The sequence below is a fragment of the Pseudarthrobacter sp. S6 genome, from assembly GCF_050156575.1.
Classification (GTDB): Bacteria; Actinomycetota; Actinomycetes; order Actinomycetales; family Micrococcaceae; genus Arthrobacter.
In genome coordinates, this window is the sequence record NZ_CP189581.1 from 3,295,269 (window position 1) to 3,315,917 (window position 20,649).

23 protein-coding genes are annotated in these 20,649 nt (G+C 65.0%); 13 read left to right on the plus strand and 10 right to left on the minus strand.

All coding sequences use genetic code 11. The features are described 5' to 3' along the window. Position 1: 1 nt before the first annotated feature. The 4 genes from ACQCS0_RS15720 to ACQCS0_RS15735 all read left to right on the plus strand — a co-directional run bounded on the left by ACQCS0_RS15720 (position 2) and on the right by ACQCS0_RS15735 (position 2,716). On the plus strand, positions 2 to 583 hold the full coding sequence (locus ACQCS0_RS15720; protein ID WP_354153298.1) for an ATP-binding cassette domain-containing protein: 582 nt from the start codon (positions 2 to 4) through the stop codon (positions 581 to 583). Positions 584 to 682: 99 nt separating this feature from the next. Then, entirely contained in the window at positions 683 to 844 is a 162-nt protein-coding gene (locus tag ACQCS0_RS15725; protein ID WP_426939843.1) for a hypothetical protein, read from the plus strand. A 97-nt stretch (positions 845 to 941) separates the two neighbouring features. Then, positions 942 to 1,967 carry an ATP-dependent 6-phosphofructokinase gene (locus ACQCS0_RS15730; RefSeq protein ID WP_354153297.1) on the plus strand — a complete coding sequence of 342 codons (1,026 nt, stop codon included), beginning with the start codon at positions 942 to 944 and terminating at the stop codon, positions 1,965 to 1,967. 32 nt (positions 1,968 to 1,999) lie between these two features. Next, positions 2,000 to 2,716 carry a GNAT family N-acetyltransferase gene (locus ACQCS0_RS15735; protein WP_354153296.1) on the plus strand — a complete coding sequence of 239 codons (717 nt, stop codon included), beginning with the start codon at positions 2,000 to 2,002 and terminating at the stop codon, positions 2,714 to 2,716. An 8-nt stretch (positions 2,717 to 2,724) separates the two neighbouring features. Here the strand turns inward: ACQCS0_RS15735 and ACQCS0_RS15740 are convergent, their stop codons facing one another. The 6 genes from ACQCS0_RS15740 to ACQCS0_RS15765 form a co-directional block, all read right to left on the minus strand. Then, positions 2,725 to 4,233, minus strand: coding sequence for a DHA2 family efflux MFS transporter permease subunit (locus tag ACQCS0_RS15740; RefSeq protein ID WP_354153295.1), 1,509 nt, complete (start codon positions 4,231 to 4,233; stop codon positions 2,725 to 2,727). A gap of 50 nt (positions 4,234 to 4,283) precedes the next feature. Beyond that, positions 4,284 to 4,721 carry an ankyrin repeat domain-containing protein gene (locus ACQCS0_RS15745; protein ID WP_354153294.1) on the minus strand — a complete coding sequence of 146 codons (438 nt, stop codon included), beginning with the start codon at positions 4,719 to 4,721 and terminating at the stop codon, positions 4,284 to 4,286. Further along, complete coding sequence (locus tag ACQCS0_RS15750) at positions 4,721 to 5,803, minus strand: folate-binding protein (RefSeq protein ID WP_354153293.1); 1,083 nt, start codon at positions 5,801 to 5,803, stop codon at positions 4,721 to 4,723. The genes ACQCS0_RS15745 and ACQCS0_RS15750 overlap by 1 nt, the downstream gene beginning before the upstream one ends. Before the next feature lie 96 nt (positions 5,804 to 5,899). After that, on the minus strand, positions 5,900 to 6,622 hold the full coding sequence (locus tag ACQCS0_RS15755) for a flavodoxin family protein (RefSeq protein WP_354153292.1): 723 nt from the start codon (positions 6,620 to 6,622) through the stop codon (positions 5,900 to 5,902). A 74-nt stretch (positions 6,623 to 6,696) separates the two neighbouring features. Further along, positions 6,697 to 7,311, minus strand: coding sequence for an FABP family protein (locus ACQCS0_RS15760; RefSeq protein ID WP_354153291.1), 615 nt, complete (start codon positions 7,309 to 7,311; stop codon positions 6,697 to 6,699). A gap of 170 nt (positions 7,312 to 7,481) precedes the next feature. Continuing rightward, positions 7,482 to 8,216, minus strand: a complete 735-nt coding sequence (locus ACQCS0_RS15765; RefSeq protein ID WP_426940233.1) for a permease — start codon at positions 8,214 to 8,216, stop codon at positions 7,482 to 7,484. Between the two features lie 383 nt (positions 8,217 to 8,599). Here ACQCS0_RS15765 and ACQCS0_RS15770 point away from each other — a divergent pair, with 383 nt between their 5' ends. The 8 genes from ACQCS0_RS15770 (at position 8,600) to asd (ending at position 16,886) form a co-directional block, all read left to right on the plus strand. Continuing rightward, positions 8,600 to 9,298 (plus strand): winged helix-turn-helix transcriptional regulator, encoded by a 699-nt coding sequence (locus tag ACQCS0_RS15770; protein ID WP_282329503.1) that lies wholly within the window; start codon positions 8,600 to 8,602, stop codon positions 9,296 to 9,298. A 234-nt stretch (positions 9,299 to 9,532) separates the two neighbouring features. Continuing rightward, a complete protein-coding gene (gene mshD, locus ACQCS0_RS15775) occupies positions 9,533 to 10,504 on the plus strand; it encodes a mycothiol synthase (RefSeq protein WP_354153290.1) in 972 nt (323 codons plus the stop codon). 145 nt (positions 10,505 to 10,649) lie between these two features. Continuing rightward, the gene (locus ACQCS0_RS15780) at positions 10,650 to 12,899 is read left to right on the plus strand and encodes an RNA degradosome polyphosphate kinase (protein ID WP_354153289.1); all 2,250 of its coding nucleotides are present in this window, start codon (positions 10,650 to 10,652) and stop codon (positions 12,897 to 12,899) included. A 10-nt stretch (positions 12,900 to 12,909) separates the two neighbouring features. Then, a complete protein-coding gene (locus ACQCS0_RS15785) occupies positions 12,910 to 13,878 on the plus strand; it encodes an NUDIX hydrolase (protein ID WP_354153288.1) in 969 nt (322 codons plus the stop codon). A 166-nt stretch (positions 13,879 to 14,044) separates the two neighbouring features. Continuing rightward, entirely contained in the window at positions 14,045 to 14,848 is an 804-nt protein-coding gene (locus tag ACQCS0_RS15790) for a thymidylate synthase (protein WP_354153287.1), read from the plus strand. After that, the gene (locus ACQCS0_RS15795) at positions 14,845 to 15,429 is read left to right on the plus strand and encodes a dihydrofolate reductase (protein ID WP_354153286.1); all 585 of its coding nucleotides are present in this window, start codon (positions 14,845 to 14,847) and stop codon (positions 15,427 to 15,429) included. Before ACQCS0_RS15790 ends, ACQCS0_RS15795 begins: the two co-directional genes overlap by 4 nt. Before the next feature lies 1 nt (position 15,430). Next, positions 15,431 to 15,649 (plus strand): NF038396 family protein, encoded by a 219-nt coding sequence (locus tag ACQCS0_RS15800; protein WP_354153285.1) that lies wholly within the window; start codon positions 15,431 to 15,433, stop codon positions 15,647 to 15,649. A 94-nt stretch (positions 15,650 to 15,743) separates the two neighbouring features. Next, entirely contained in the window at positions 15,744 to 16,886 is a 1,143-nt protein-coding gene (gene asd / locus ACQCS0_RS15805) for an aspartate-semialdehyde dehydrogenase (protein WP_354153284.1), read from the plus strand. Positions 16,887 to 16,978: 92 nt separating this feature from the next. Here asd and ACQCS0_RS15810 read toward each other — a convergent pair whose 3' ends face one another. Next, positions 16,979 to 18,076 carry a winged helix DNA-binding domain-containing protein gene (locus tag ACQCS0_RS15810; RefSeq protein WP_354153283.1) on the minus strand — a complete coding sequence of 366 codons (1,098 nt, stop codon included), beginning with the start codon at positions 18,074 to 18,076 and terminating at the stop codon, positions 16,979 to 16,981. A 140-nt stretch (positions 18,077 to 18,216) separates the two neighbouring features. Here ACQCS0_RS15810 and ACQCS0_RS15815 point away from each other — a divergent pair, with 140 nt between their 5' ends. Beyond that, on the plus strand, positions 18,217 to 18,396 hold the full coding sequence (locus tag ACQCS0_RS15815) for a hypothetical protein (protein ID WP_354153282.1): 180 nt from the start codon (positions 18,217 to 18,219) through the stop codon (positions 18,394 to 18,396). 2 nt (positions 18,397 to 18,398) lie between these two features. Here the strand turns inward: ACQCS0_RS15815 and ACQCS0_RS15820 are convergent, their stop codons facing one another. The 3 genes from ACQCS0_RS15820 to ACQCS0_RS15830 all read right to left on the minus strand — a co-directional run bounded on the left by ACQCS0_RS15820 (position 18,399) and on the right by ACQCS0_RS15830 (position 20,531). Beyond that, on the minus strand, positions 18,399 to 19,466 hold the full coding sequence (locus ACQCS0_RS15820; protein WP_354153281.1) for a UDP-N-acetylmuramate dehydrogenase: 1,068 nt from the start codon (positions 19,464 to 19,466) through the stop codon (positions 18,399 to 18,401). Positions 19,467 to 19,629: 163 nt separating this feature from the next. Next, the gene (locus ACQCS0_RS15825) at positions 19,630 to 20,067 is read right to left on the minus strand and encodes a MaoC family dehydratase (RefSeq protein WP_354153280.1); all 438 of its coding nucleotides are present in this window, start codon (positions 20,065 to 20,067) and stop codon (positions 19,630 to 19,632) included. A gap of 2 nt (positions 20,068 to 20,069) precedes the next feature. Further along, a complete protein-coding gene (locus ACQCS0_RS15830) occupies positions 20,070 to 20,531 on the minus strand; it encodes an FAS1-like dehydratase domain-containing protein (protein ID WP_354153279.1) in 462 nt (153 codons plus the stop codon). Positions 20,532 to 20,649 lie beyond the last annotated feature (118 nt).

The window sequence follows — 20,649 nt, forward strand, 5'->3', positions numbered from 1 at the left end:
GATGCCATCACCGTCCGCGGCCTCAACAAAAACGTACGGCCTGCCCAAGGGCGAAACCCGCACGGCCGTGGACCAGCTAGATCTGACCATCTGTGCCGGCGAAACCTACGCCCTCCTGGGCCCCCACGGCGCCGGCAAGTCCACCACCATCGAGATCCTGGAAGGCCACCGGAAACCGGACAGCGGCGAGATCATGGTTCTGGGGACGCGCTCCTGGAAGGCGGCACCGTCTTTCCGTGCCAGGATCGGCATTGTGCACCAGGAGGCCACAGATTCCGGGGAACTCAGGGTTTCCGAGGCGCTGCGGTGGCTGGCTTCCTGTTTCCCCACTCCCCGGCCGGTGGATGAGGTCATTGAGGCCGTGGGACTTAACGGCAAGGGCGGCGTCCGCATTTCAACCCTTTCGGGCGGCACAAAGCGCGTCCACCCTGGCGGTCCTGCCGGTACTCCTCCTGTCCTTCACGTCGGGCGTGTACTTTCGGTTCTCCCAGCTTCCGGACTGGCTGCAGTCCATGACCAATTTCTTCCCTTTGCGCTGGACGGCGAGCGCCTTCAGGCCTGTCTTCCTGCCGGCCTGCTTTGAAACCGTTGAGCCCGGGAGCACGTACAACCTGCCGCTGACGTTCCTGGTCCTGGGCATTTGGGTGGCCGCAGGCGCAGGGCTGGCCCGGTTGGCGTTCAAGTGGCCACCGCAGAAGTAGAGAGTCCCGTGCCGCACGGATCCGGTGGCGGTGGCGGTGGCGAAGCGACGGTCAAAACCCACCTGCTGCGGGTCTTCAACAAACTGGATGTGGACGCCAGGACCCGTGCCGTGGTCCTTGCCATGGAACGCGGCGTTTTGTAACCGGTTTGTGTCGTAACGCACACCGCCGACTACAATCTAGGTGAGCTCAGCGTGGCGCTCTGCCTGTATACCTTCACACCAGGATTTGAGCCGAGACATGAAAATTGGAATTCTTACCAGCGGTGGCGACTGCCCCGGACTGAACGCTGTCATCCGCGGAGCCGTCCTCAAGGGCATCGCCATCCATGGCCACGAATTCGTGGGTTTCCTGGACGGCTGGCGGGGCGTCGTCGAAGGCGACGTCATCGATATTCCCCGCACTTTGGTCCGGGGCATCGCGAAGCAGGGTGGCACCATCCTGGGCACCTCCCGCACCAACCCATTTGAGAACGGCGGCGGCCCGGAGGTCATCAAGGCTCACATGGACCGCCTCGGCATCGACGCCATCATCGCGATCGGCGGAGAAGGGACCCTGGCTGCTGCGAAGCGCCTCACGGATGCCGGCCTCAAGATTGTGGGCGTCCCCAAGACCGTGGACAACGACCTCGACGCCACGGATTACACGTTCGGTTTCGATACGGCCGTGCAGATCGCCACCGAAGCCATTGACCGGCTCCGGACTACGGGCGAGTCCCACCACCGTTGCATGATCGCCGAGGTGATGGGCCGTCACGTGGGCTGGATCGCGCTGCACGCCGGCATGGCGGCAGGCGCGCACGCCATCCTGATCCCCGAGCAGAAGGTCAGCATCGAGCAGATCACCGAGTGGGTCCAGGAAGCCCACGACCGTGGCCGCGCACCGTTGATTGTGGTGGCCGAGGGCTTTGTGCCGGACCACATGGAATCCCCGCACTCCGAGCGAGGCCTGGACACGTTTGGCCGGCCACGGCTGGGCGGGATCGCGGACCAGCTCGCCCCGGAGATTGAAGCCCGCACCGGCATCGAGACCCGCGCCACCATCCTGGGGCACATCCAGCGCGGCGGCGTGCCGTCCGCGTTCGACCGTGTGCTCGCCACCCGTCTGGGCATGGCCGCGATCGACTCCGTCGTGGAGGGCTACTGGGGCACTATGGTGGCGCTTAAGGGCACCGACATCGAGCACGTGAGCTTCGACAAGGCCCTGGGCCAGCTGAAGACTGTGCCACAGAAGCGCTACGACGAGGCTGCAGTCCTCTTCGGCTAAGCCGTCGCCGCTGTGCTGGGTAGGCTGGGGATATGACTCTTGACTCCGGTTCTGCCGCCATCATCCAACTCGCTTGGGCCCGGCATCTGGGGCTCGACGACGGCGCATTCGCTGCGTCGCTGAGTTCAGGCGAGCGGATGGTCAGAGCCGACGACGCTGCAGAGACGGTGGAGTTCGTCAGGCTCTTCGGCAGCTCGGCACTTGTGGGACCGCAATGGGTCATTGATGCCGCCGCCGGAATTCCGGACGAGGAGATGGCACAACATGTGACACTGCTGACCCTGACACGATCGCACGGGGGCCACGGACTGGGCTCTGCGGCGTTGTTCTTCGCCGACGACCTGCCTCTGCGCCAGCCCTCCGAAGAACTCACCGTGTCCCACGGAAATGCGGAAGCGATCGAGCTCGAAGGCCTGTGCCCGCCGGACGACGTCAACGAAGTGCACCTGTCAGACCTTGAGAACCGGTACACAATCCTCCACGAAGTGGACGGGCTGCGCCTTCCGGTGGCGTGCGGCGCCTACGGGGAATGGGAAGGCCTTCTCGCGCAGATGGGAGTCCTGGTGGACCCCGGGTGGCGGCGCCGCGGGCTGGGAACCGCGGCCGCATCCATCGCTGCCCACGAGGCCCTCGCGGCGGGCCTCACCGTCCAGTGGCGCGCCGAGGTCAGCAACACCGGCGCCGTGGCCCTGGCACGTCAGCTGGGCCTGTCCGCCGGCGGCATCCAGACCAGCGTGCACCTGCGCTGAACTGCACATCAGCCGGCCGCGGGGACTTCCGCCTCAGCACCATCCCCAGGCTGGGGAACGGGCTCGGGCTTCGCGAAAAACGCTACTGTCAGAGCGCCGACGAGAAGTACTGCCGCCGGCAACAGGACGGACTGGCCCATCGCCATCGCGAACGGTGCGTGCAGCGCCTGCGGCAGGGCCGCGCCAAAGCCTTCAGTGGACGCCGCCTGTCCGGGCGGCAGGGGCGGGAATTCGGCCACAATACGGGCCTGAATCAGTGCGGCCATGGCGGCTGCCCCCAGCACTGAACCGATCTGCCGGCTGGTATTGAAAACACCCGAGCCGGCACCGGCCTGGCGCGGCGCCAGATTTCGTGTGGTGGCATTGGCGATCGGCCCGAAGATGCAGCCCATGCCCAGGCCTTGTACCGCACTCGGCAGGAGGAACATCCAGACAGGGGTATCGGGCGTCATAAGCACCGACGTCCAGGAGATGGCCAAGGTGAAAAGCAGCATCCCGGCGACTGCAAACCAGCGCGGATTGACGCGGTCAATCAGCTTGCCCACTATGGGCGACAACGCACCGGTGAGGACGGCCATCGGAATCAGCAACAGGGCAGACTGCGTGGGAGTCAGACCCAATGCGACCTGGTAAAAAATCATGGAAGCCAAAGGGTAGGCCGTGATGGAAAATCCCACCACGGCTATTCCAGCGTTTCCCAGCGCGAAGTTCCGGTCCTGGAACAGGCCCAGCGGCAGCAAGGGTTCGCCGCCTCTCCGTTCAAGCCACCACTGCCAGCCGATGAAAATGGCCATCACACCTACGCCTGCGATGATCAGGCCCCACACGGTGAACGGGCCGCCATCAATGGTCCCCCACTTGTACGTCTGGCCTTCCTGTATCCCGAACACGATCAGGAACATGGCCACGGCGCTCAGGAGCACCCCCACTACGTCGAAGGAGTGGCTGTGCGTTTTCAGTTCCGGGACGTTGCGCATCACCAACAGGAACGCCACGATGCCGATGGGAATGTTGATGAAGAAAATCCACTCCCAGCCAAGGGAGTCAACCAGGACGCCGCCGAGGATGGGCCCCACCAGGATGGCCATGCCCGCCGTGGCACCCCACAGCCCCATGGCCGCGCCACGGCGGTCCGGCGGGAAGATGCGGGTAATCACCGCCATGGTCTGGGGCGTCATCAGGGCACCGCCCACTCCTTGCACGCTCCGGGCCAGGATGAGGATCGCGATGTCGCCGGACAGCCCACACCACAGGGACGCGAGTGTAAATACCGCCAGACCCGCAATGTAGACCTTTTTCGGTCCGAAACGGTCCCCCAGACGCCCGGCAATCAACAGGAGCACGGCATAGGACAGCAGGTATGCGCTGGTAACCCAGACGACGGCCGTGATATCGGCGTCGAGCGCCTTCCCGATACTGGGGTTGGCCACGAACACGATGGTGGTGTCTATCAGGATCATAAAGAACCCGACCACCAGCGACCACAAAGCCAACCAAGGCCTGGCTACAGTTTCCATGGCGTTCCTTCGATTACGTTGGCGGCCGGTCGTGACACACTGCGGAAACGCTACTCCAGCAGATCTAGGATGTCCGTGCGGGCGAACATCTGCGCAGCGGCCCGGGCGGAGGGGCTGCCGGCGTCGGGATCTGCACCGGCGTCCAGCAACACCCGGGACACGTCCGCGTACCCCTTGAATGCTGCACCGGCCAGGGGCGTCTGGCCGCGGTCGTTGGCCGTGTTAGCCTCACCGCCGTGCTCAAGGATCAGCTGCACCGTCTCCGCGTGGCCGTGGTAGGCTGCCAGCATCAGCAGGGAATCGCCGGCCGCGTTGGTCATTGTGGCCGGGGCGCCGGCGTCCAAATAGCCGCGCAGGAGTCCGGCGTCCCCCTCCCGGGCAGCCTGGAAGAGCCGGTGCGCCAACGCCACGGCCTCGTCGTCCGGCGTCGAGGCATCGGCGCTGGCATCGCCGGGTGAAGCGTCGTCGGGTGCGGTGTTCTCGGTCATCAGCGGGTCCCCCTCAGGAATCCAGTCTGGCGCCCCACTACCTGGCCGGCGTCGGGAGCAACAATTACTTCCTGGGCAGCGATGTAAGGCTCTTCGCCGTCCAGCACGGTCAGTATTTCATCCGGTGCGACGGACCGTTTGATGACGGCCAACGCCACCGGGCCCATTTCGTAGTGCTGGGCAACGGAGGTCACTGTCCCGACCTTCCGCTCGCCGAGCATCACCGAGCTGCCGGGAGCTGGCATGGTGTGCTGCGACCCGTCCAGCTGCAGGAACACCAGGCGCCGCGGCGGATGGCCCAGGTTGTGCACGCGGGCGACGGTCTCCTGGCCCTTGTAGCAGCCCTTGGAGAGGTGCACGGCGGTCCGGAGCAGGTCCAGTTCGTGCGGAATGGTTTTGTCGTCGGTTTCCGCGCCCAGCCTGGGGCGCCACGCCGCAATGCGGAGGGCTTCGGCCGCCATAGCACCGGCGAGTGGGCGGTCCGCCAATGTTTCCTCGAGTTCGGCGGCCGGCACAAGGTACTCGATCCAGGGCCGCTCCAGCCCCGGGTGTCCTTCTTCCGGGACCACGGCGTAGGAGTAGCCGCCGGCGCCGACGTGCGGCCACGGATCCCGCCACGCCAGCAGTCCGGACCATTCCTCCACGGTTTTGGTGGACCCGAGCACGGCCCAGTCGGCGGAGACGTCGGTGATCTCGACTCGCAGCATGAACTTCATTTTGTTCAGCCACTCAGCCAGCGGCGCAGCCTCGGCGGCCTCAACAATCAGCCAGGTGGTCCCGCCGTCGTCCATTACGCGGGCGTCAAACTCGATCCGGCCCTGGACACTCAGCAACAGCAGCTCGCTTGACTCTCCCGGTTGCAGGCCGGTGACCTGCTGGGACGAGAGGGTGTTCAGCCACGTCAGCCGGTCCGGACCGCTGACGGTCACCACGCCGCGGTGGGAGAGGTCGACGACGGCGGTACCGGCTGCGAGGGCGCGCTGCTCACGCAGCGGCTCACCGTAGTGGGATGCGACGCCGGCGTCTGCGCCGGTAGCCTCGACGGCGCCGGGGCGCGACAGTAGGGGGCTGGGGGTAGTCATACTGGGGGCAACGTCCTTAGGTGGGTAGGTATTCCGGTCTCGGGCAGCGGGTCTCGCTGGGCTCGAGACCCGCTGGTCGCCCGCCCGGGGGCGGCGTCAGCGGTATTCGGGGTTCTCGAAGTCGAAGCGGGTTCCGGCTTTCCATTCTTCAGGGAGATTGCCGTACGCGGGAATCCCACCAGCGTCCTTGAGCATCCGGGCGAAATGCATCAGGTTCCAGGTCATAAAGGTGGTGTTGCGGTTGGTGAAGTCGGATTCGGGGCCACCGGAGCCTTCGTCCAGGTAGCTCGGGCCCGGACCCACCGGGCCGATCCAGCCGGCGTCCGCCTGCGGGGGTATGGTGAAGCCGACATGCTGCAGGCTGTACAGCACGTTCATGGAACAGTGCTTGATGCCATCCTCGTTGCCGGTGATCAGGCAGCCGCCCACCTTGGGGTAGAACGCCCACTGGCCCTTGCTGTTGAGCTGCCCGGAGTGGGCGTACAGCCGTTCGATGAGCATCTTTGTCTGTGAGGAGTTATCGCCGAGCCAGATGGGACCGGCAACCACTACAATGTCGGCTTCTTCAACAGCCGGGTACAGTTCCGGCCACTCATCGGACGGCCAGCCGTGCTCGGTCATGTCGGGGTAGACACCGCTGGCGATGTCGTGATCGACAGTCCTGATCACGCGGGTGCTGACGCCCTGCTTCTCCATGATGAGGCGGCTGACGTTGATCAGGCCCTCGGTGTTGCTGGTCTCCGGCGACCGTTTAAGGGTCCCATTAAAGAACACAGCCTTCAGGTCGCTGTAATCGGTGGAGTTCTTCGGTGTAGCCATGATGCTCCCTTGATTCACTCGCCGGTGTTGCCCAGGATGCCAAGTCTACTGAGAATCGGTGACGCGGCTGGGTGTCAGGAAACCTTTTTCAGGAAAGCCGAGGCGTGCGCCTCGAGACCTTTGCCCGGCTGTGATGTTCCGCCGGGGGCCACGTCCCAGCGCCAGAGCAAATTGCCGTCCACGAGGCCGAAGATCCGGGTGGCCGCGCTGTAGTCCTTGGAATGGCTGCCGCGCATCACCATGTCGGTGCTGAGCTGGATCTGCGGGCCTTTGATCTGCCCGTAGTAGAGCTCAGAGATCCCGCCGGGATGTGAGATGGACACCGAGATATCGAACCCGTCGTCTTTATTGCGCAGCGCTTCGACTTCATCGGCGCTCTTGAGTGCGGGAACAATATCGGCCGGAATCAGGCCCGGTCCGCCGTCGGCATCAAGCTGTTTGCGCTCCAGCGCCCAAAAGCCGGTCTCAACCGTCAGCGGCCGCAGGCGTGTGCCGTCGTCGTCAGTTAACCAGCTCTCCGCGCGGTACTGCAGATACGGCAGACCGTTATGCGTGAAGGACACATGCTGGAGGAAGTGCTCCGAGTCCTCGTCCCCGCTCCCGAGCCGGCCGCTGCCTTCCCACTCACCAATGAGCCAGGAAAGCGGAACAAGTTCCGGTGTCAGGTCTGTAGGAATTTCTAACGGCACGGCAATTACCTCAGGAAAATGCTAGTTCGTTGAACGGGTTTACTTCTGGCCTTTAAAGAGGCGGTAAACCACAAAGCCGGCGAACCAGGCCATAGACAGGCTGGCGATGCCGAGCAGGACGAGGAAGAAGATTTCAAATGCAAGTACGGACATGATGCCATCCTAACCGGTTAGTAGATGAGGAGTTTGTCTATGAAGTAAGCCAGGGAGCCCACGGCCGAAACCGGTGCAAGCCCCATGCTAACCGCAGCCAAAAGATTCAGCGGACCGCCGCGGAGTGTTACCAGGCGGCGGAAGCTGACCAGCACGGCGCCCACCACAACGCCGAAGATCGCCGCGGGCACAACTGTAATGTCGGAGAAGACCAGGCCTGCCAGCGGCCCGGCAAGTCCTGCCATCACGATGCCGAGAGGGGCCACGATGCTGTCCGGCCATCGGATCAGGCCGGCCAGCAGTGCCACGCCGGCGCTGATGGCAGCCACCAGGAGCATCTCCCGCACGCCGTTGAAGCGCGCGCCGGCAATCCAGCCTGCACCCAGGCATGAGAGGAGCACACCGGCGCAGCAGCCAAGGGTGGATTCAAGCCGTTGGGCCTGGCCGGTGCCTCGGATGAGCTGCACGATGAACACAGCCATCATGCCCAGCGCCATGGTTGCAGGCGTCCAGTCCAGGAAGCCCGGCGCGGGGACGAAACCGGCAGCGAGCGCAGACCCGACGCCGGCCAGCGCAATGACGGCTGCCAGGGTCTTCTTCGCGGGGATGCGGAGGAAGTGAGGCCAGCCGATGCCGACCGCCATGGCGATCACTACGGCGACGCCGACAAGTGCCTCGCGGGAGACGTACACGCCGGCGATGATGGCCACCAGACCCGCCACTCCGACAACACCGATGACCCACGAGCCCAGTGATTTTGCCGGGGCCTGCACCTCAGCGGTCACCGGGGACCCCGCCGGCCGGATCGCGGCGGCTTCGACTCTGCACTCAATTCGTGGCATCCCATTCTGGCTGTGGACCCGGCGGCTCTGCCTACCGCGTCAGGGCGTTCTGCCCCACGGCTCAATCCTGCCTTATATGACCCGGATATGTCGCAAAACGGAAGTTTGCCAAGCCGGAATCCGTGCCGTCGCGCGGGCTGGTGGGTATACTCAAGGTTCAGCTACGCTTCCTGCAACGGATGCCTGCCGGATTGATCCTTAAGTCGGCGAATTTCGCTGCAGTACAGATAGTACCGGCCGGTGAAAACCCGGTTCAGTCGCCCGAAGATGCGCGGACGCCCCTTGGAGGAACAATGTCGCACATCCTGCTATTGACGAACAGCACCGGTTCATCGGTAAATATCCTGCCTGCCCTGGAATTGCTGAATCACCGTGTGCACATCCTCGCCGCGGAACCCACAGCCCTGCTGGAGACAGATCCCTGCGACGTCGTGCTCCTGGACGCCCGCAAGGACCTGGTGGGCGCCCGCTCCCTCACCCAGTTGCTGAAAGCCACCGGCCTGAGCGCACCCTTGGTCCTGATCCTGACCGAAGGCGGCATGGCCGCTGTTTCCTCGGCCTGGGCAGTAGATGACATCGTGCTCGATTCAGCTGGTCCCGCCGAAGTGGAAGCCCGCATCAGGCTCTCCATAGCGCGGGCTGTGCCGGACAAGGATGACGCCCCCACGGAGATCCGCGCGGCTGGTGTGGTCATCGACGAAGCGAGCTACACGGCGCGCGTCAACGGAGCGCCCCTGAACCTGACGTTCAAGGAATTCGAGCTACTCAAATACCTCGCCCAGCACCCCGGCCGCGTCTTCACCCGCCAGCAGCTGCTCACCGAGGTGTGGGGCTATGACTACTATGGCGGCACGCGCACCGTGGATGTCCACGTCCGTCGGCTGCGTGCCAAGCTTGGAGCCGACCACGAAAACCTGATCAGCACGGTCCGGAACGTCGGATACCGCCTGACCCTGGTGCGGCAGCAGGAAGACGAACTGACAGAAGCCTGACACCGTTCAACAGCACCTTCAGGCAGGAACAGCCCCGGACGAGTGGTCCGGGGCTGTTCCTGTATTTGTGAAGCTTTGTTGTGGAGGACATACGGGTCGAACGTATCGAGGCCACCCCACTGGCGGATCCCCCTCGTTCCCGCCGTAACAAGCGGGTGAGATAACGACTATACGTGCCTGCCCCGGGGCCATCAAATCGGAGCGCCTTCCGGCCGGGGCGTATAGCCTAGCCTCATGAGTCCTGCGCACCCGGAAAAATGGCCCGTCCTTGTTGTCCACGGCGGCGTGGAGGAACAACTGTTGAAGGACTGCGTGACGCTTCTGGCAGCTGCAGAGGAGTCTGACGGCAACCCCTCACTGTCTGAACAAACGGTGGTGACGCTCCGCGCCGGGGACTCTGCGGAGCAGTCCCTCCTGACCCTTGCGCTCTACGCGCCGGACGAAGATTCCGATCCTTCCTCCGGTCAGGACCTGGCCGGGTTTGCGGTCGTCGTCGCGGAAGCGGACGGCGGCGGCGTGCTGGAAATTGCCGTCCATCCGAGCTACCGCAACCAGGGCGTGGCGGACCGCCTTGTAGGCGCACTGAAGTCAGGGCGCGGCCTGGACGGCCTGAAGGCTTGGTCCCATGGCAACCACGAGGCGGCAGCGGACCTCGCCGCCCGCTACGGCTACGGTCCGGTCCGCGAACTCTGGAAGATGAGGCTGACTACCGCCACTGCGGAACTGCCCGACGCCGACCTCCCGGACGGCGTCACGCTCCGCGCCTTTGTGCCGGGCAAGGACGAGGACGGTTGGCTGGCTGCGAACCGGGCCGCCTTTGCCCACCACCCCGAGCAGGGCTCTATGTCCCGCGCGGACCTGGATGCCCGGCTGGCCGAGGACTGGTTTGATCCCGCCGGCTTCCTGCTGGCGGTGGACGCCGAGGACCGGCTGTTGGGATTCCACTGGACCAAGGTGCATCCGCGCCACGGCGCCCATCCGGCGATCGGCGAGGTCTATGCGGTGGGCGTCACACCGGCCGCACAGGGTATGGGCCTGGGCAAAGCGCTCACAGTGGCCGGTATCAGGCATCTGCAGGGCCTGGGACTTCACGCCGTGATGCTCTATACGGATGCCGACAACACTGCGGCCGTTTCCCTCTACCGGGGCTTGGGCTTCACACGCTGGGACATGGACGTGATGTACGGCCCGCTGACCTCCGATTAAGAGCCCGGGTGAGTTAGCCCACTCGTGTGACTAAGGGCTTCGGACGGGCCGAAATCTAGGCTCGTGGACGCTGATTGATTGTAAGGTTGGTAGAGAACCGTGCCGGCCGAGGGCCAGCATCAAGCGCCAGGCAAGAGGAGAGACCATGAAACCGGAACCCGCCGGAACAGTCACGTCCGAAGGCGCCTCAGTGCCGGTGCGCGCGCGCTTCGGCTCGTCTGAAGTCCCTGCCTCGCGTGCAACGCAGGACCGGATCGACATCCCCGAATTTGCGCCAAACCCTGTGCCCGAAGGGGACATCCGGCCGGACCGGTTCCTGGACCGCGAGCTCAGCTGGCTGGCATTCAACTCCCGCGTCCTGGAGCTCGCCGAAGATCCCGCGCTCCACCTCCTGGAACGTGTGGCTTTCCTGTCCATCTTCGCGTCCAACCTTGACGAGTTCTTTATGGTCCGCGTGGCAGGCCTGAAGCGGCGGATCGCCACCAACCTCGCGGTGCCCTCCCCTGCCGGACTTAGCCCGGTAGAGGTCCTGGAGAAGATCGGCGACGAAGCCCACCGCCTCCAGCAGCGCCATGCGCAGGTCTACGCCGAACAGATCCGCCCCGCCTTGGCCTACGAGCACATCCACCTGATGCACTGGGACGAACTGGACGACGCCGCCAAGCAGCAGCTCAGCGCGATGTTCGCCGAAAAGGTCTTCCCCATCCTGACGCCTCTGGCTGTGGACCCGGCGCACCCGTTCCCCTACATTTCGGGGCTGTCCCTGAACCTGGCCGTGGTGGTTCGCAACCCTGTGAGCGACAAGGAGCTCTTCGCCCGCCTCAAGGTTCCGGACCAGCTTCCCCGCCTGATCTCCATCGACGGTCCGCGGGCCGGAGCTGTCGCGGGACGCGTGGCGCGTTTCATCGCGCTTGAGGAAGTCATCGCCGTCCACCTGGACAAGCTCTTCGCCGGCATGGAAGTCCTGGAACACCACATCTTCCGCGTCACCCGCAATGAAGACCTTGAGGTGGAAGAGGACGACGCCGAGAACCTCCTGCAGGCGCTGGAAAAGGAACTTCTGCGCCGCCGGTTCGGCCCTCCGGTACGTCTTGAGGTCACCCACGACATCAACCCGAACATCCGGGCCCTGCTCATCCGTGAGCTTGGCGTGGAAGAGTCCGAGGTGTACTCGCTGCCGGCTCCTTTGGACCTCCGCGGGTTGTCCGTCATTGCCGGAATTGACCGTGCTGACCTTCATTACCCCAAGCACCTGCCGCACACGTCCCGGTTCCTGAACGAGTCCGAGACGTCCAAGGCCGCCAACGTTTTCTCGGCCATGCGCCGCCGCGACATCCTGCTCCACCACCCGTACGATTCCTTCTCCACCTCGGTGCAGGCGTTCCTGGAACAGGCGGCCGCGGACCCGAAGGTCCAGGCCATCAAGCAGACCCTGTACCGGACCTCGGGCGACTCCCCCATCGTTGACGCCCTGATCGACGCCGCCGAGGCCGGCAAACAGGTGCTGGCCCTCGTGGAGATCAAGGCCAGGTTCGATGAGCAGGCCAACATCTCCTGGGCCCGCAAGCTGGAACAGGCAGGCGTCCACGTGGTCTACGGCATCGTGGGCCTGAAAACCCACTGCAAGCTGTCGCTAGTGGTTCGCCAGGAAGTGGACGGGCTGCGCCGCTACTGCCACATCGGCACCGGCAACTACCACCCCCGCACGGCCCGCTACTACGAGGACCTTGGCCTGCTGACCGCCAATGACCAGGTGGGCGAGGACCTTTCCAAGCTGTTCAACCAGCTCTCCGGCTATGCGCCGAAGTCCACGTTCAAGCGGCTCCTGGTCGCTCCCCGCTCCGTCCGCTCGGGACTGATTGACCGCATCGAGACCGAGATCCGCAACGCCCGCGCCGGGCTGGCCGCCAGGGTGCAGATCAAGGTCAACTCCATGGTGGACGAAGCCATCATCGACTCCCTGTACCGCGCCTCCCAGGCCGGTGTGATGGTGGACGTCATTGTGCGCGGCATCTGCTCGCTGCGTCCCGGCGTCCCGGGCCTCAGCGACAACATCACCGTGCGCTCGGTGCTGGGCCGCTTCCTGGAACACTCCCGGGTGTTCGCCTTCGCCAACGGCGGCGATCCCGTGGTGTACATCGGCTCGGCCGACATGATGCACCGAAACCTGGACCGCAGGGTCGAGGCCCTGGTCCAGCTGGCCAATCCTGACGACATCCGCTATGTCCTCGACCTGCTGCAGCGCTACATGGACCCGGAAACAGCCAGCTGGCACCTGGATAACGAGGGCTTGTGGAACCGGCACCACATTGCCGACGACGGCAGCCCCCTCGACGACATCCAGTCCTGGCTGCTGGCCTCGCGCACCCGCCAGCGCAGCCTGAGCCGGCGGTAGGGCTACGGCGTTGGCGAGCGACATCCTCGTAGCAGACCAGACTGACCATCCCGACGAGGCAGTTGCCGTCGTCGCGGCCGGGGCGCTGCCTTGGCGGATCAACTCGGACGGTCTTGAAGTCCTGCTGATCCACCGTCCGCGGTATGACGATTGGTCCTGGCCCAAGGGCAAGATCGACCCCGGCGAGACCATTCCCGAATGCGCCGCACGTGAGGTGCAGGAGGAAATCGGGCTTGCCGCGCCCCTGGGCATCCCGCTCCCACCCATCCATTACCACGTGCCGTCCGGACTGAAGGTGGTCCACTACTGGGCGGTCCAGGTTAACGGTGCCCGGCTCGTTCCAGACGGCAAGGAGGTGGACCGCGTGGTGTGGTGCGCCCCCGAAACGGCCGCCGGGCTGCTGACCAACCCGTCCGACGTCGTTCCCCTGGAGTATCTGCAGGCTGCCCATAGCCGCGGCGACCTGAACACATGGCCGCTGATTGTAGTGCGGCATGCGAAGGCCAAACCGCGCTCGTCCTGGTCCAAAGCAGAGGGTGAACGGCCGCTGGCCGCGACGGGGATCAGGCAGGCCCAGGCCGTGGGCCGGCTGTTGCAGGCCTGGAAGCCGCCGCGCGTGGTGACCAGCCCTTGGCAGCGCTGCGTGTCAACCGTGGCGCCATACCTGAGGGCGACCGGGGCCAAGGTCAAGCTGGTGGAGGCGCTGACAGAACATAAGCACAACCGGACGCCCAAAAAAACCGCTGCCGTCATCGAGTCGCTCCTGGAAAAGGCACAGCCCGTCGCCGTCTGCACGCATCGACCTGCACTGCCCACAGTCCTGGGCCAGCTGGGCAAGCACATGCCGGGCCGTCTACGCACGCTCCTGCCGGACTCGGACCCTTATCTGTCCCCTGGCGAGATGGTGGTATGCCACGTGGCCGTCGGCAACAAGCACCGCATCGTGGCCGTGGAGCAATTGAAGCCCTTCGACGACTAAGGTTTGAGCGCCCGGCCGCCAGCGAACCGGTTCGTTCCGTCGCTGCTGCTGTTGCTGGCCACCACAACCGTTGGCGCCCGGCTGTATCCCGGCATGGCGGATCCGGTCCCTGTCTGGGCGATGTCATCGGCGGCCGCGGGCGGAGCGCCCCGGGTAGACTTTAGCCGTGAGCATCCCGACGCCTTATGAAGACCTCCTGCGTGACGTCCTGGCCCATGGCACGCACAAATCCGACCGCACGGGCACCGGAACCACCAGTGTTTTCGGCCGTCAACTGCGCTTTGACCTTGGCCGGAGCTTCCCGCTGATCACCACCAAACGCGTGCATTTCAAGTCCGTGGCGGTAGAGCTGTTGTGGTTCCTGCGCGGCGAATCGAACGCAAAGTGGATGCAGGATCAGGGCGTGAGCATCTGGAACGAGTGGGCTGACGCGGAAGGCGAACTGGGTCCCGTGTACGGCGTCCAGTGGCGCAGCTGGCCCACCCCTGACGGCGGCCATATTGACCAGATCGCCGAGCTTGTGGAGAACCTCAAAACCAACCCGGATTCACGCCGGCACATCGTGTCCGCGTGGAACGTCTCCGAGCTCAAGGATATGGCGCTGCCTCCGTGCCACGCGTTCTTCCAGTTCTATGTGGCTGACGGCAAACTGTCCTGCCAGCTCTACCAGCGCTCGGCGGACATGTTCCTGGGCGTGCCCTTCAACATCGCCTCCTATGCCTTGCTCACCTGCATGATGGCGCAGCAGGTGGGGCTGGAGCCCGGCGAGTTTGTATGGACCGGTGGTGACGTCCACATCTACGAGAACCACATGGACCAGGTCCTGAAACAGCTGGGCCGGGAACCGTATGAATACCCGCTGCTGTTGATCAACCGGAAGCCGGCCTCGATCTTCGATTACACGATCGAGGACTTCGAGGTGGTGGGTTACCAGCACCACCCCACGATCAAGGCCCCGATCGCCGTATGAGTACCGGAAACGCAGCAGACCCCCAGTCCTTCGCCCAGGAGCTTGCCGGCTCCGTGACCGGCGTCGGCCTCGTGTGGGCGCAGACGTCCGGCGGCGTGATCGGCAAAAACGGCGACATGCCCTGGCACCTGCCCGAAGACCTGAAGCACTTCAACCGCCTCACCATGGGGCATCCGGTGATCATGGGCCGCAAGACGTGGCTGTCCTTCCCGGACAAGTACCGTCCCCTGCCGGGCCGGACCAACATTGTGATCACGCGGCAGAAAAACTGGGGCGAAACGCCCGAGGCGGAGGGCGCCGTCGTGGTCCCCTCCCTGGATGATGCCCTCATGGAGTCTCAGTTCGTCGACGGCGGCGGGACCGTGTGGATCCTGGGCGGCGGCGAAGTCTTCCGCCAGTCCACCGAACTCGCCAACGTCGCGGTGGTCACCACCATCGATGTGGAGGCCGACGGCGACACGTTCGCTCCCGAGCTCGACGAAACCTGGGAGGCGGCGGCGTCCGTTCCGCCGGATGGGTGGCTGACAGCAGCCAACGGAACACGCTACAGGTTTACCAAATGGATTAGGACGCAGGGCTGAGATGTTGAAAAAACCGGAAACACTGTTTGTCCTGGGCTACATGCTGCTGCCGCTGCTGGCGCTGCTGTCTGCGATCGTTGGCCTGACCATGATCCTGGGCGGCAACAAGATCGCCGGGGCCATCATCCTGGTGGTGGTGACGCAGGTCTTCGCCTTCGGCGCCTTCTACGCGTTGCGGCTCCGCAAAGCCGCGGTGCTGGCGGAAAATAACCGCGGCTGACATCAGTTTCCTGCCGCACGCTGCCGCACGCCGTCCCCACGGGGTATGACGTAACCGACTGCGCCTGACCCGTTCCGGCGTCTAAACTGTACGAATGACTACAGCAGCTACCCCCTCCGTCGGCCTGGTCGGATGGCGCGGCATGGTCGGCTCCGTCCTGATGCAGCGTATGCAGGACGAAGGCGACTTCGCCAACATCAACCCGGTGTTCTTCTCCACGTCAAACTCGGGAGCTGCCGCCCCGTCGATTGCCGGTGCTGCCGCCGGCGCGGCCGGCAAGCTTGGGGACGCGTTCGACGTCGAAACGCTGGCCAAGCTGCCCATCATTGTCACCGCCCAGGGCGGGGACTACACCAAGCGCGTGCACACCGAGCTGCGCAGCCGCGGCTGGGACGGCCTCTGGATCGACGCCGCCTCCACGCTGCGCATGAACGACGACTCGATCATCGTGCTGGACCCGATCAACCGCGACGTCATCGACAAGGGCCTGGTCAACGGCACCAAGGACTTCATCGGCGGCAACTGCACGGTTTCCTGCATGCTGATGGGCCTCGGCGGGCTGTTCAAGAACGGCCTCGTCGAATGGGGCACCTCCATGACCTACCAGGCGGCCTCCGGCGGCGGCGCCCGGCACATGCGCGAGCTGCTCAGCCAGTTCGGCACGCTCAACGCCGAGGTCAGCTCCGAACTGGACGACCCGGCGTCGGCCATTCTGGAAATTGACCGCAAGGTCCTGGCCCACCAGCGCACCGACATCGACGCCACCCAGTTCGGCGTGCCGCTGGCCGGTTCCCTCATCCCGTGGATCGATGCGGACCTGGGCAACGGACAGTCCAAGGAAGAGTGGAAGGCCGGGGCTGAAACCAACAAGATCCTGGGCACCTCGGACGAAAACCGGATCATCATGGACGGCCTGTGCATCCGGATCGGCGCCATGCGGTCGCACTCGCAGGCGCTGACGCTCAAGCTCCGCGAGGACCTGTCCGTAGCCGAGATCGAGAAGCTTCTCGCGGAAGACAACGAGTGGGCCAAGGTCATCCCGAACACCAAGGAAGACTCCATGGCAGGCCTGACCCCCGTGGCCGCGTCCGGCACACTGGACATCCCCGTGGGCCGCATCCGCAAGATGGAAATGGGCCCGGAATACATCAGCGCCTTCACCGTTGGTGACCAACTGCTCTGGGGCGCCGCCGAGCCGCTGCGCCGCATGCTCAACATCGCCACCGGGAACCTGTAGGTCCGCCTCACTCTAAGCAGCAACGCGGGGTCACTTAAGGCCCATTCCATACCGTCGGATGGGCCTTAAGTGACCCCGCGTTGCTATCAGTGTCAGGTGTTGAGGAACGCGCGGTATAGTTCGGCCGCCTTCTCGAGAGCCGCCTGAGCGGCGGGTCCCAGTAGTCGCGTCTCGTCAAAGAGTTCAGGCACGACGGCGGCGCTCCGGGTCCTGCCGGCGCGCGCCCACGTGCCGATCACTTCTCCCCCTGCCACGACTGTCTTCTTGAATACTCCGTTGCCGCCCGGGACGATCTTGTTGGCGTGCTCCGGCGCCAAGACGAGGCTGCGGTCCTGGTAGCCCAGCACAAACTCGTCGAAGCCCGCAAGCAGGAGGACAGACCGCTGTCCGGGCACACCGTCGTCGAGCATTGACGCAGTCTCCGATGACATCCAATAGCTCGCACCCCCGAATTCCAGCTCCGCCAGCTGCCCGCGGACGAGTTCAAACGCCGCCCGCGCGTCGGTCAGGGGAATCTGCGTCCACCATGCGAAGTCGCGGACGCTGGCAGGGCCGTGGCTGCGGAAGTAACGCAGCATGAACTCGGCAATCGCTTCCTGGTGTTCAAGGTCCCGAGACACCGGGATCCAGTCATCGAACGCCACCAGAAGCTGCTGGTTCCCGGCCAATGGTCCTTGGACCAACCATCCGTGCCGACACAACGTCCCCAGGATATGGATCCCGCGCTGACCGGTGGTGGGCTGCCCGGCTGCCTCAAACACGTCAAAGGCTTCGGTCCGGCTCACGGGACCGCCGGCCGCGATCCGCTCCAGGGCCACGTCGCGGCATTTCTCGATGTCCGCCCACGTGATGTCCAGTTCCCGGTGCCGGCTGGCAAGGATGCGGCTGAGACGCTCTGTGGTCAGGCCCAGCATCCAGCGCAGATCCTCGGGAGCTACAAAGTGCAGCGTGCCGCGCATCGGCCAGGACCGGACCACGCTGCCACTGTCCAGGGCTGCCCGGACGTCCGTCAACCCTGCACCCGGAACGCGGAGGCCGATGGCCCAGAGCGCGGCCTGCAGGTCCTGCGCCTGCGTGGCCGTCATCCAGCGGACCGCATCCTCAACAGAGCCACGTCCGGAGCCAATCAGTCCTTGAGAGGCAAGGCGCAACCTGCCCATCACCTTGGGGCTCACGCGGTTCACGGCCATGCCCTCATCGTAGGGCCTTGCCCGATAGGGTGTAACCATGACTTTGGGGAGTTTGTGGCACTTGTTCGCGCGCGGAACACAGCTATGGCTGCTGGCAGGGAGCATTTCGGTCCTGGCCGGCGTGGCCATCGATCGGTTTGGTGGCCTGCGTCCTCGCTGCCGCCAGCAACGCGGGGCTTCCGGGACTCGTGGTCTGGCTTTTTATGGGGCCATATTTGGCGCTGACCGGCTGGGCCGCCGCCCTGCTGGGCATGGCCACGAACGTCCGGCTGATGGGCGCCGTTGACGGGCTCCTGGCTCCGGTCACCCAGGCAGGCTGACGCTAGAGCGCCAGGCCAATGAGCAGCGGTTCCGGGTGAAGTTCAATGCCAAAGCGTTCGACGACGCCGGCGCGCACCTCGCGCGCGATGGCCAGCATGTCCGTGGCGCTGGCGGTGCCGCGGTTGGTGATGGCCAGCGTATGTTTCGTGGACAATGACGCCCGGCCGCCGGAGGCGCTGACCCCTTCCAGGCCATAGCCCTTGCCGAACCCTGCCTGGTCGATCAGCCACGCGGCGGACAGCTTCACCAGCCCGTCCGCCCCGGCGGGGTACTGCGGCGCGGACTCCGGCAGCGTTGCCGCCACGTCCACGGGGACTATCGGGTTGGTGAAGAACGAACCGGTGGAATAAGTGTCCCGGTCGGCCGGGTTGAGCACCATGCCCTTGGAGGCCCGCAACCGCAGGACTTCCCGGCGGACATCGTTGGAGTAAGCCCGTTTACCTGCCTCCACACCGAGTGAGCGGGCCAGTTCGGCGTAGCGGATGGGCGCGCTCATCCGGCCCAGCGGGAGCTGGAATTCCACGGTCAGCACCACGTAGCGGGGTGAGCCCTCGACAGTGGTCTGCTTCAGAATGGAATCGCGGTAGCCGAACTTCAACTCGGAGTTTGTGAAGGTCTGGACCGAGTTCCGGCTCCGGTCCCAGGTGCGTACCGCCGCGATGGTTTGGGAGACGTCCGATCCGTAGGCACCGACGTTCTGCACCGGCGTGGCGCCCGTGGCGCCCGGGATACCGGACAGCGCTTCAAGGCCGGACCAGGCATGCAGCACGGCGTGTTCCACCAGGGCATCCCAATTGTGGCCGGCCTGGACCACCACTGCCACGCCGCCGCAGGAATCCTCGGCGTTGACGGTGAACCCCTGCGAGGCGATCCTGATCACGGTGCCGGGGAAACCGTCGTCGGAAATCAGGAGGTTGGAGCCGCCGCCGATGATGAGTACCTGCTCCCCCGCAGCGTCCGCCGTGCGGACGGCGTCGATGATCACCGCCTCGGTTGTGGCCTCAATGTACTTGCCGGCGGGTCCTCCGACGGCGGCGGTGGTCAGCTCGGAGAGCAAAGTGGAAGTCACCAGACCACACTATAGGGAAAGCCACCCGAACGACCCTAGCGTCATGCACAGCAACAGCAAACCAACAGTGCCGGGGGCAGATCCGCTGCCGGCATAGGCCACCACCACGGCATTGCGCCAGGCAGTGACCTCGGCAGCGGCGGTTGTGTTGGCGGTCAAAGGATCATGAAAGCCTGACGACGGCCTGGGCCTTCATCAGCACTTTCTGGCCGGCAGCAACCACGGTGAGGTCAATGCGGGCGGTGCCCGCCTCGGCGTCGAGCTTTCCGATGGCGCCGCTGACCTCAATGGTGGCCCCGGCCTCCGAGGTTCCGGTGGTGTCCGTGACCAGGACCGGCTTGGTGAAGCGGGTCTGGAAGTCGACGACGGCGGCGGGGTCGCCGGCCCAGTCGGTCACCAGCTGCACGGCGGCACCCATGGTGAACATGCCGTGGGCAATAACGCCGGGCAGTTCCACGCCGGTGGCGAAGGCTTCGTTCCAGTGGATGGGGTTGAAGTCGCCGGAGGCGCCGGCGTACTTGACCAGGTCGGTGCGGGTGACCTCGACGGTGCGGCTGCCGATGTCCTGGCCGGCGCTGAGTTCGTGGATGCTGGGGCTCATGGTTACTGTCCCTCTCCACGGACGAGGATGGATGACGTGGTAGTGGCGACTGACTCGCGCGAATCGTCTGCTGCGAGGGCGAAAATCTCCTGGCGGGTGGTGATCATGGCGCCGCCGCCCATGGCACGGACACCGTCAACGTGCAGTTCGGCAACCAGGCGGTCTCCGGCAACGATGGGGCGGTGGTGGATGAAACGCTGGTCGGCGTGGACCACTCGGGAGAAGTCGATGCCGGCATCCGGATCCTCGATCAGCTGGGCATCGGCGCGCTGGGCGATGATGATGGCAAACGTGGGCGGTGCCACCAGGTCTTTGTGCCCCAGGGCCTTGGCGGCCTCGACGTCGAAGTGGGCTGGGTGCGCGGCCTTGACCGCGCGGGCGAACTCGCGGATCTTCTCGCGGCCGACGTCGTAAACCTCTGCGGCAGGGTAGCTGCGGCCCTGCAGGTCCGGATTGATAGTCATGGAATCAAGCCTAGCGGCACGCGTCCGGGCGCCCGCGCTGATGACATGGGGAAGGACAGGAATAACACTACGGTATGATGAATACATCAATTCATCAATTCATGGCCGTACCTCCGCT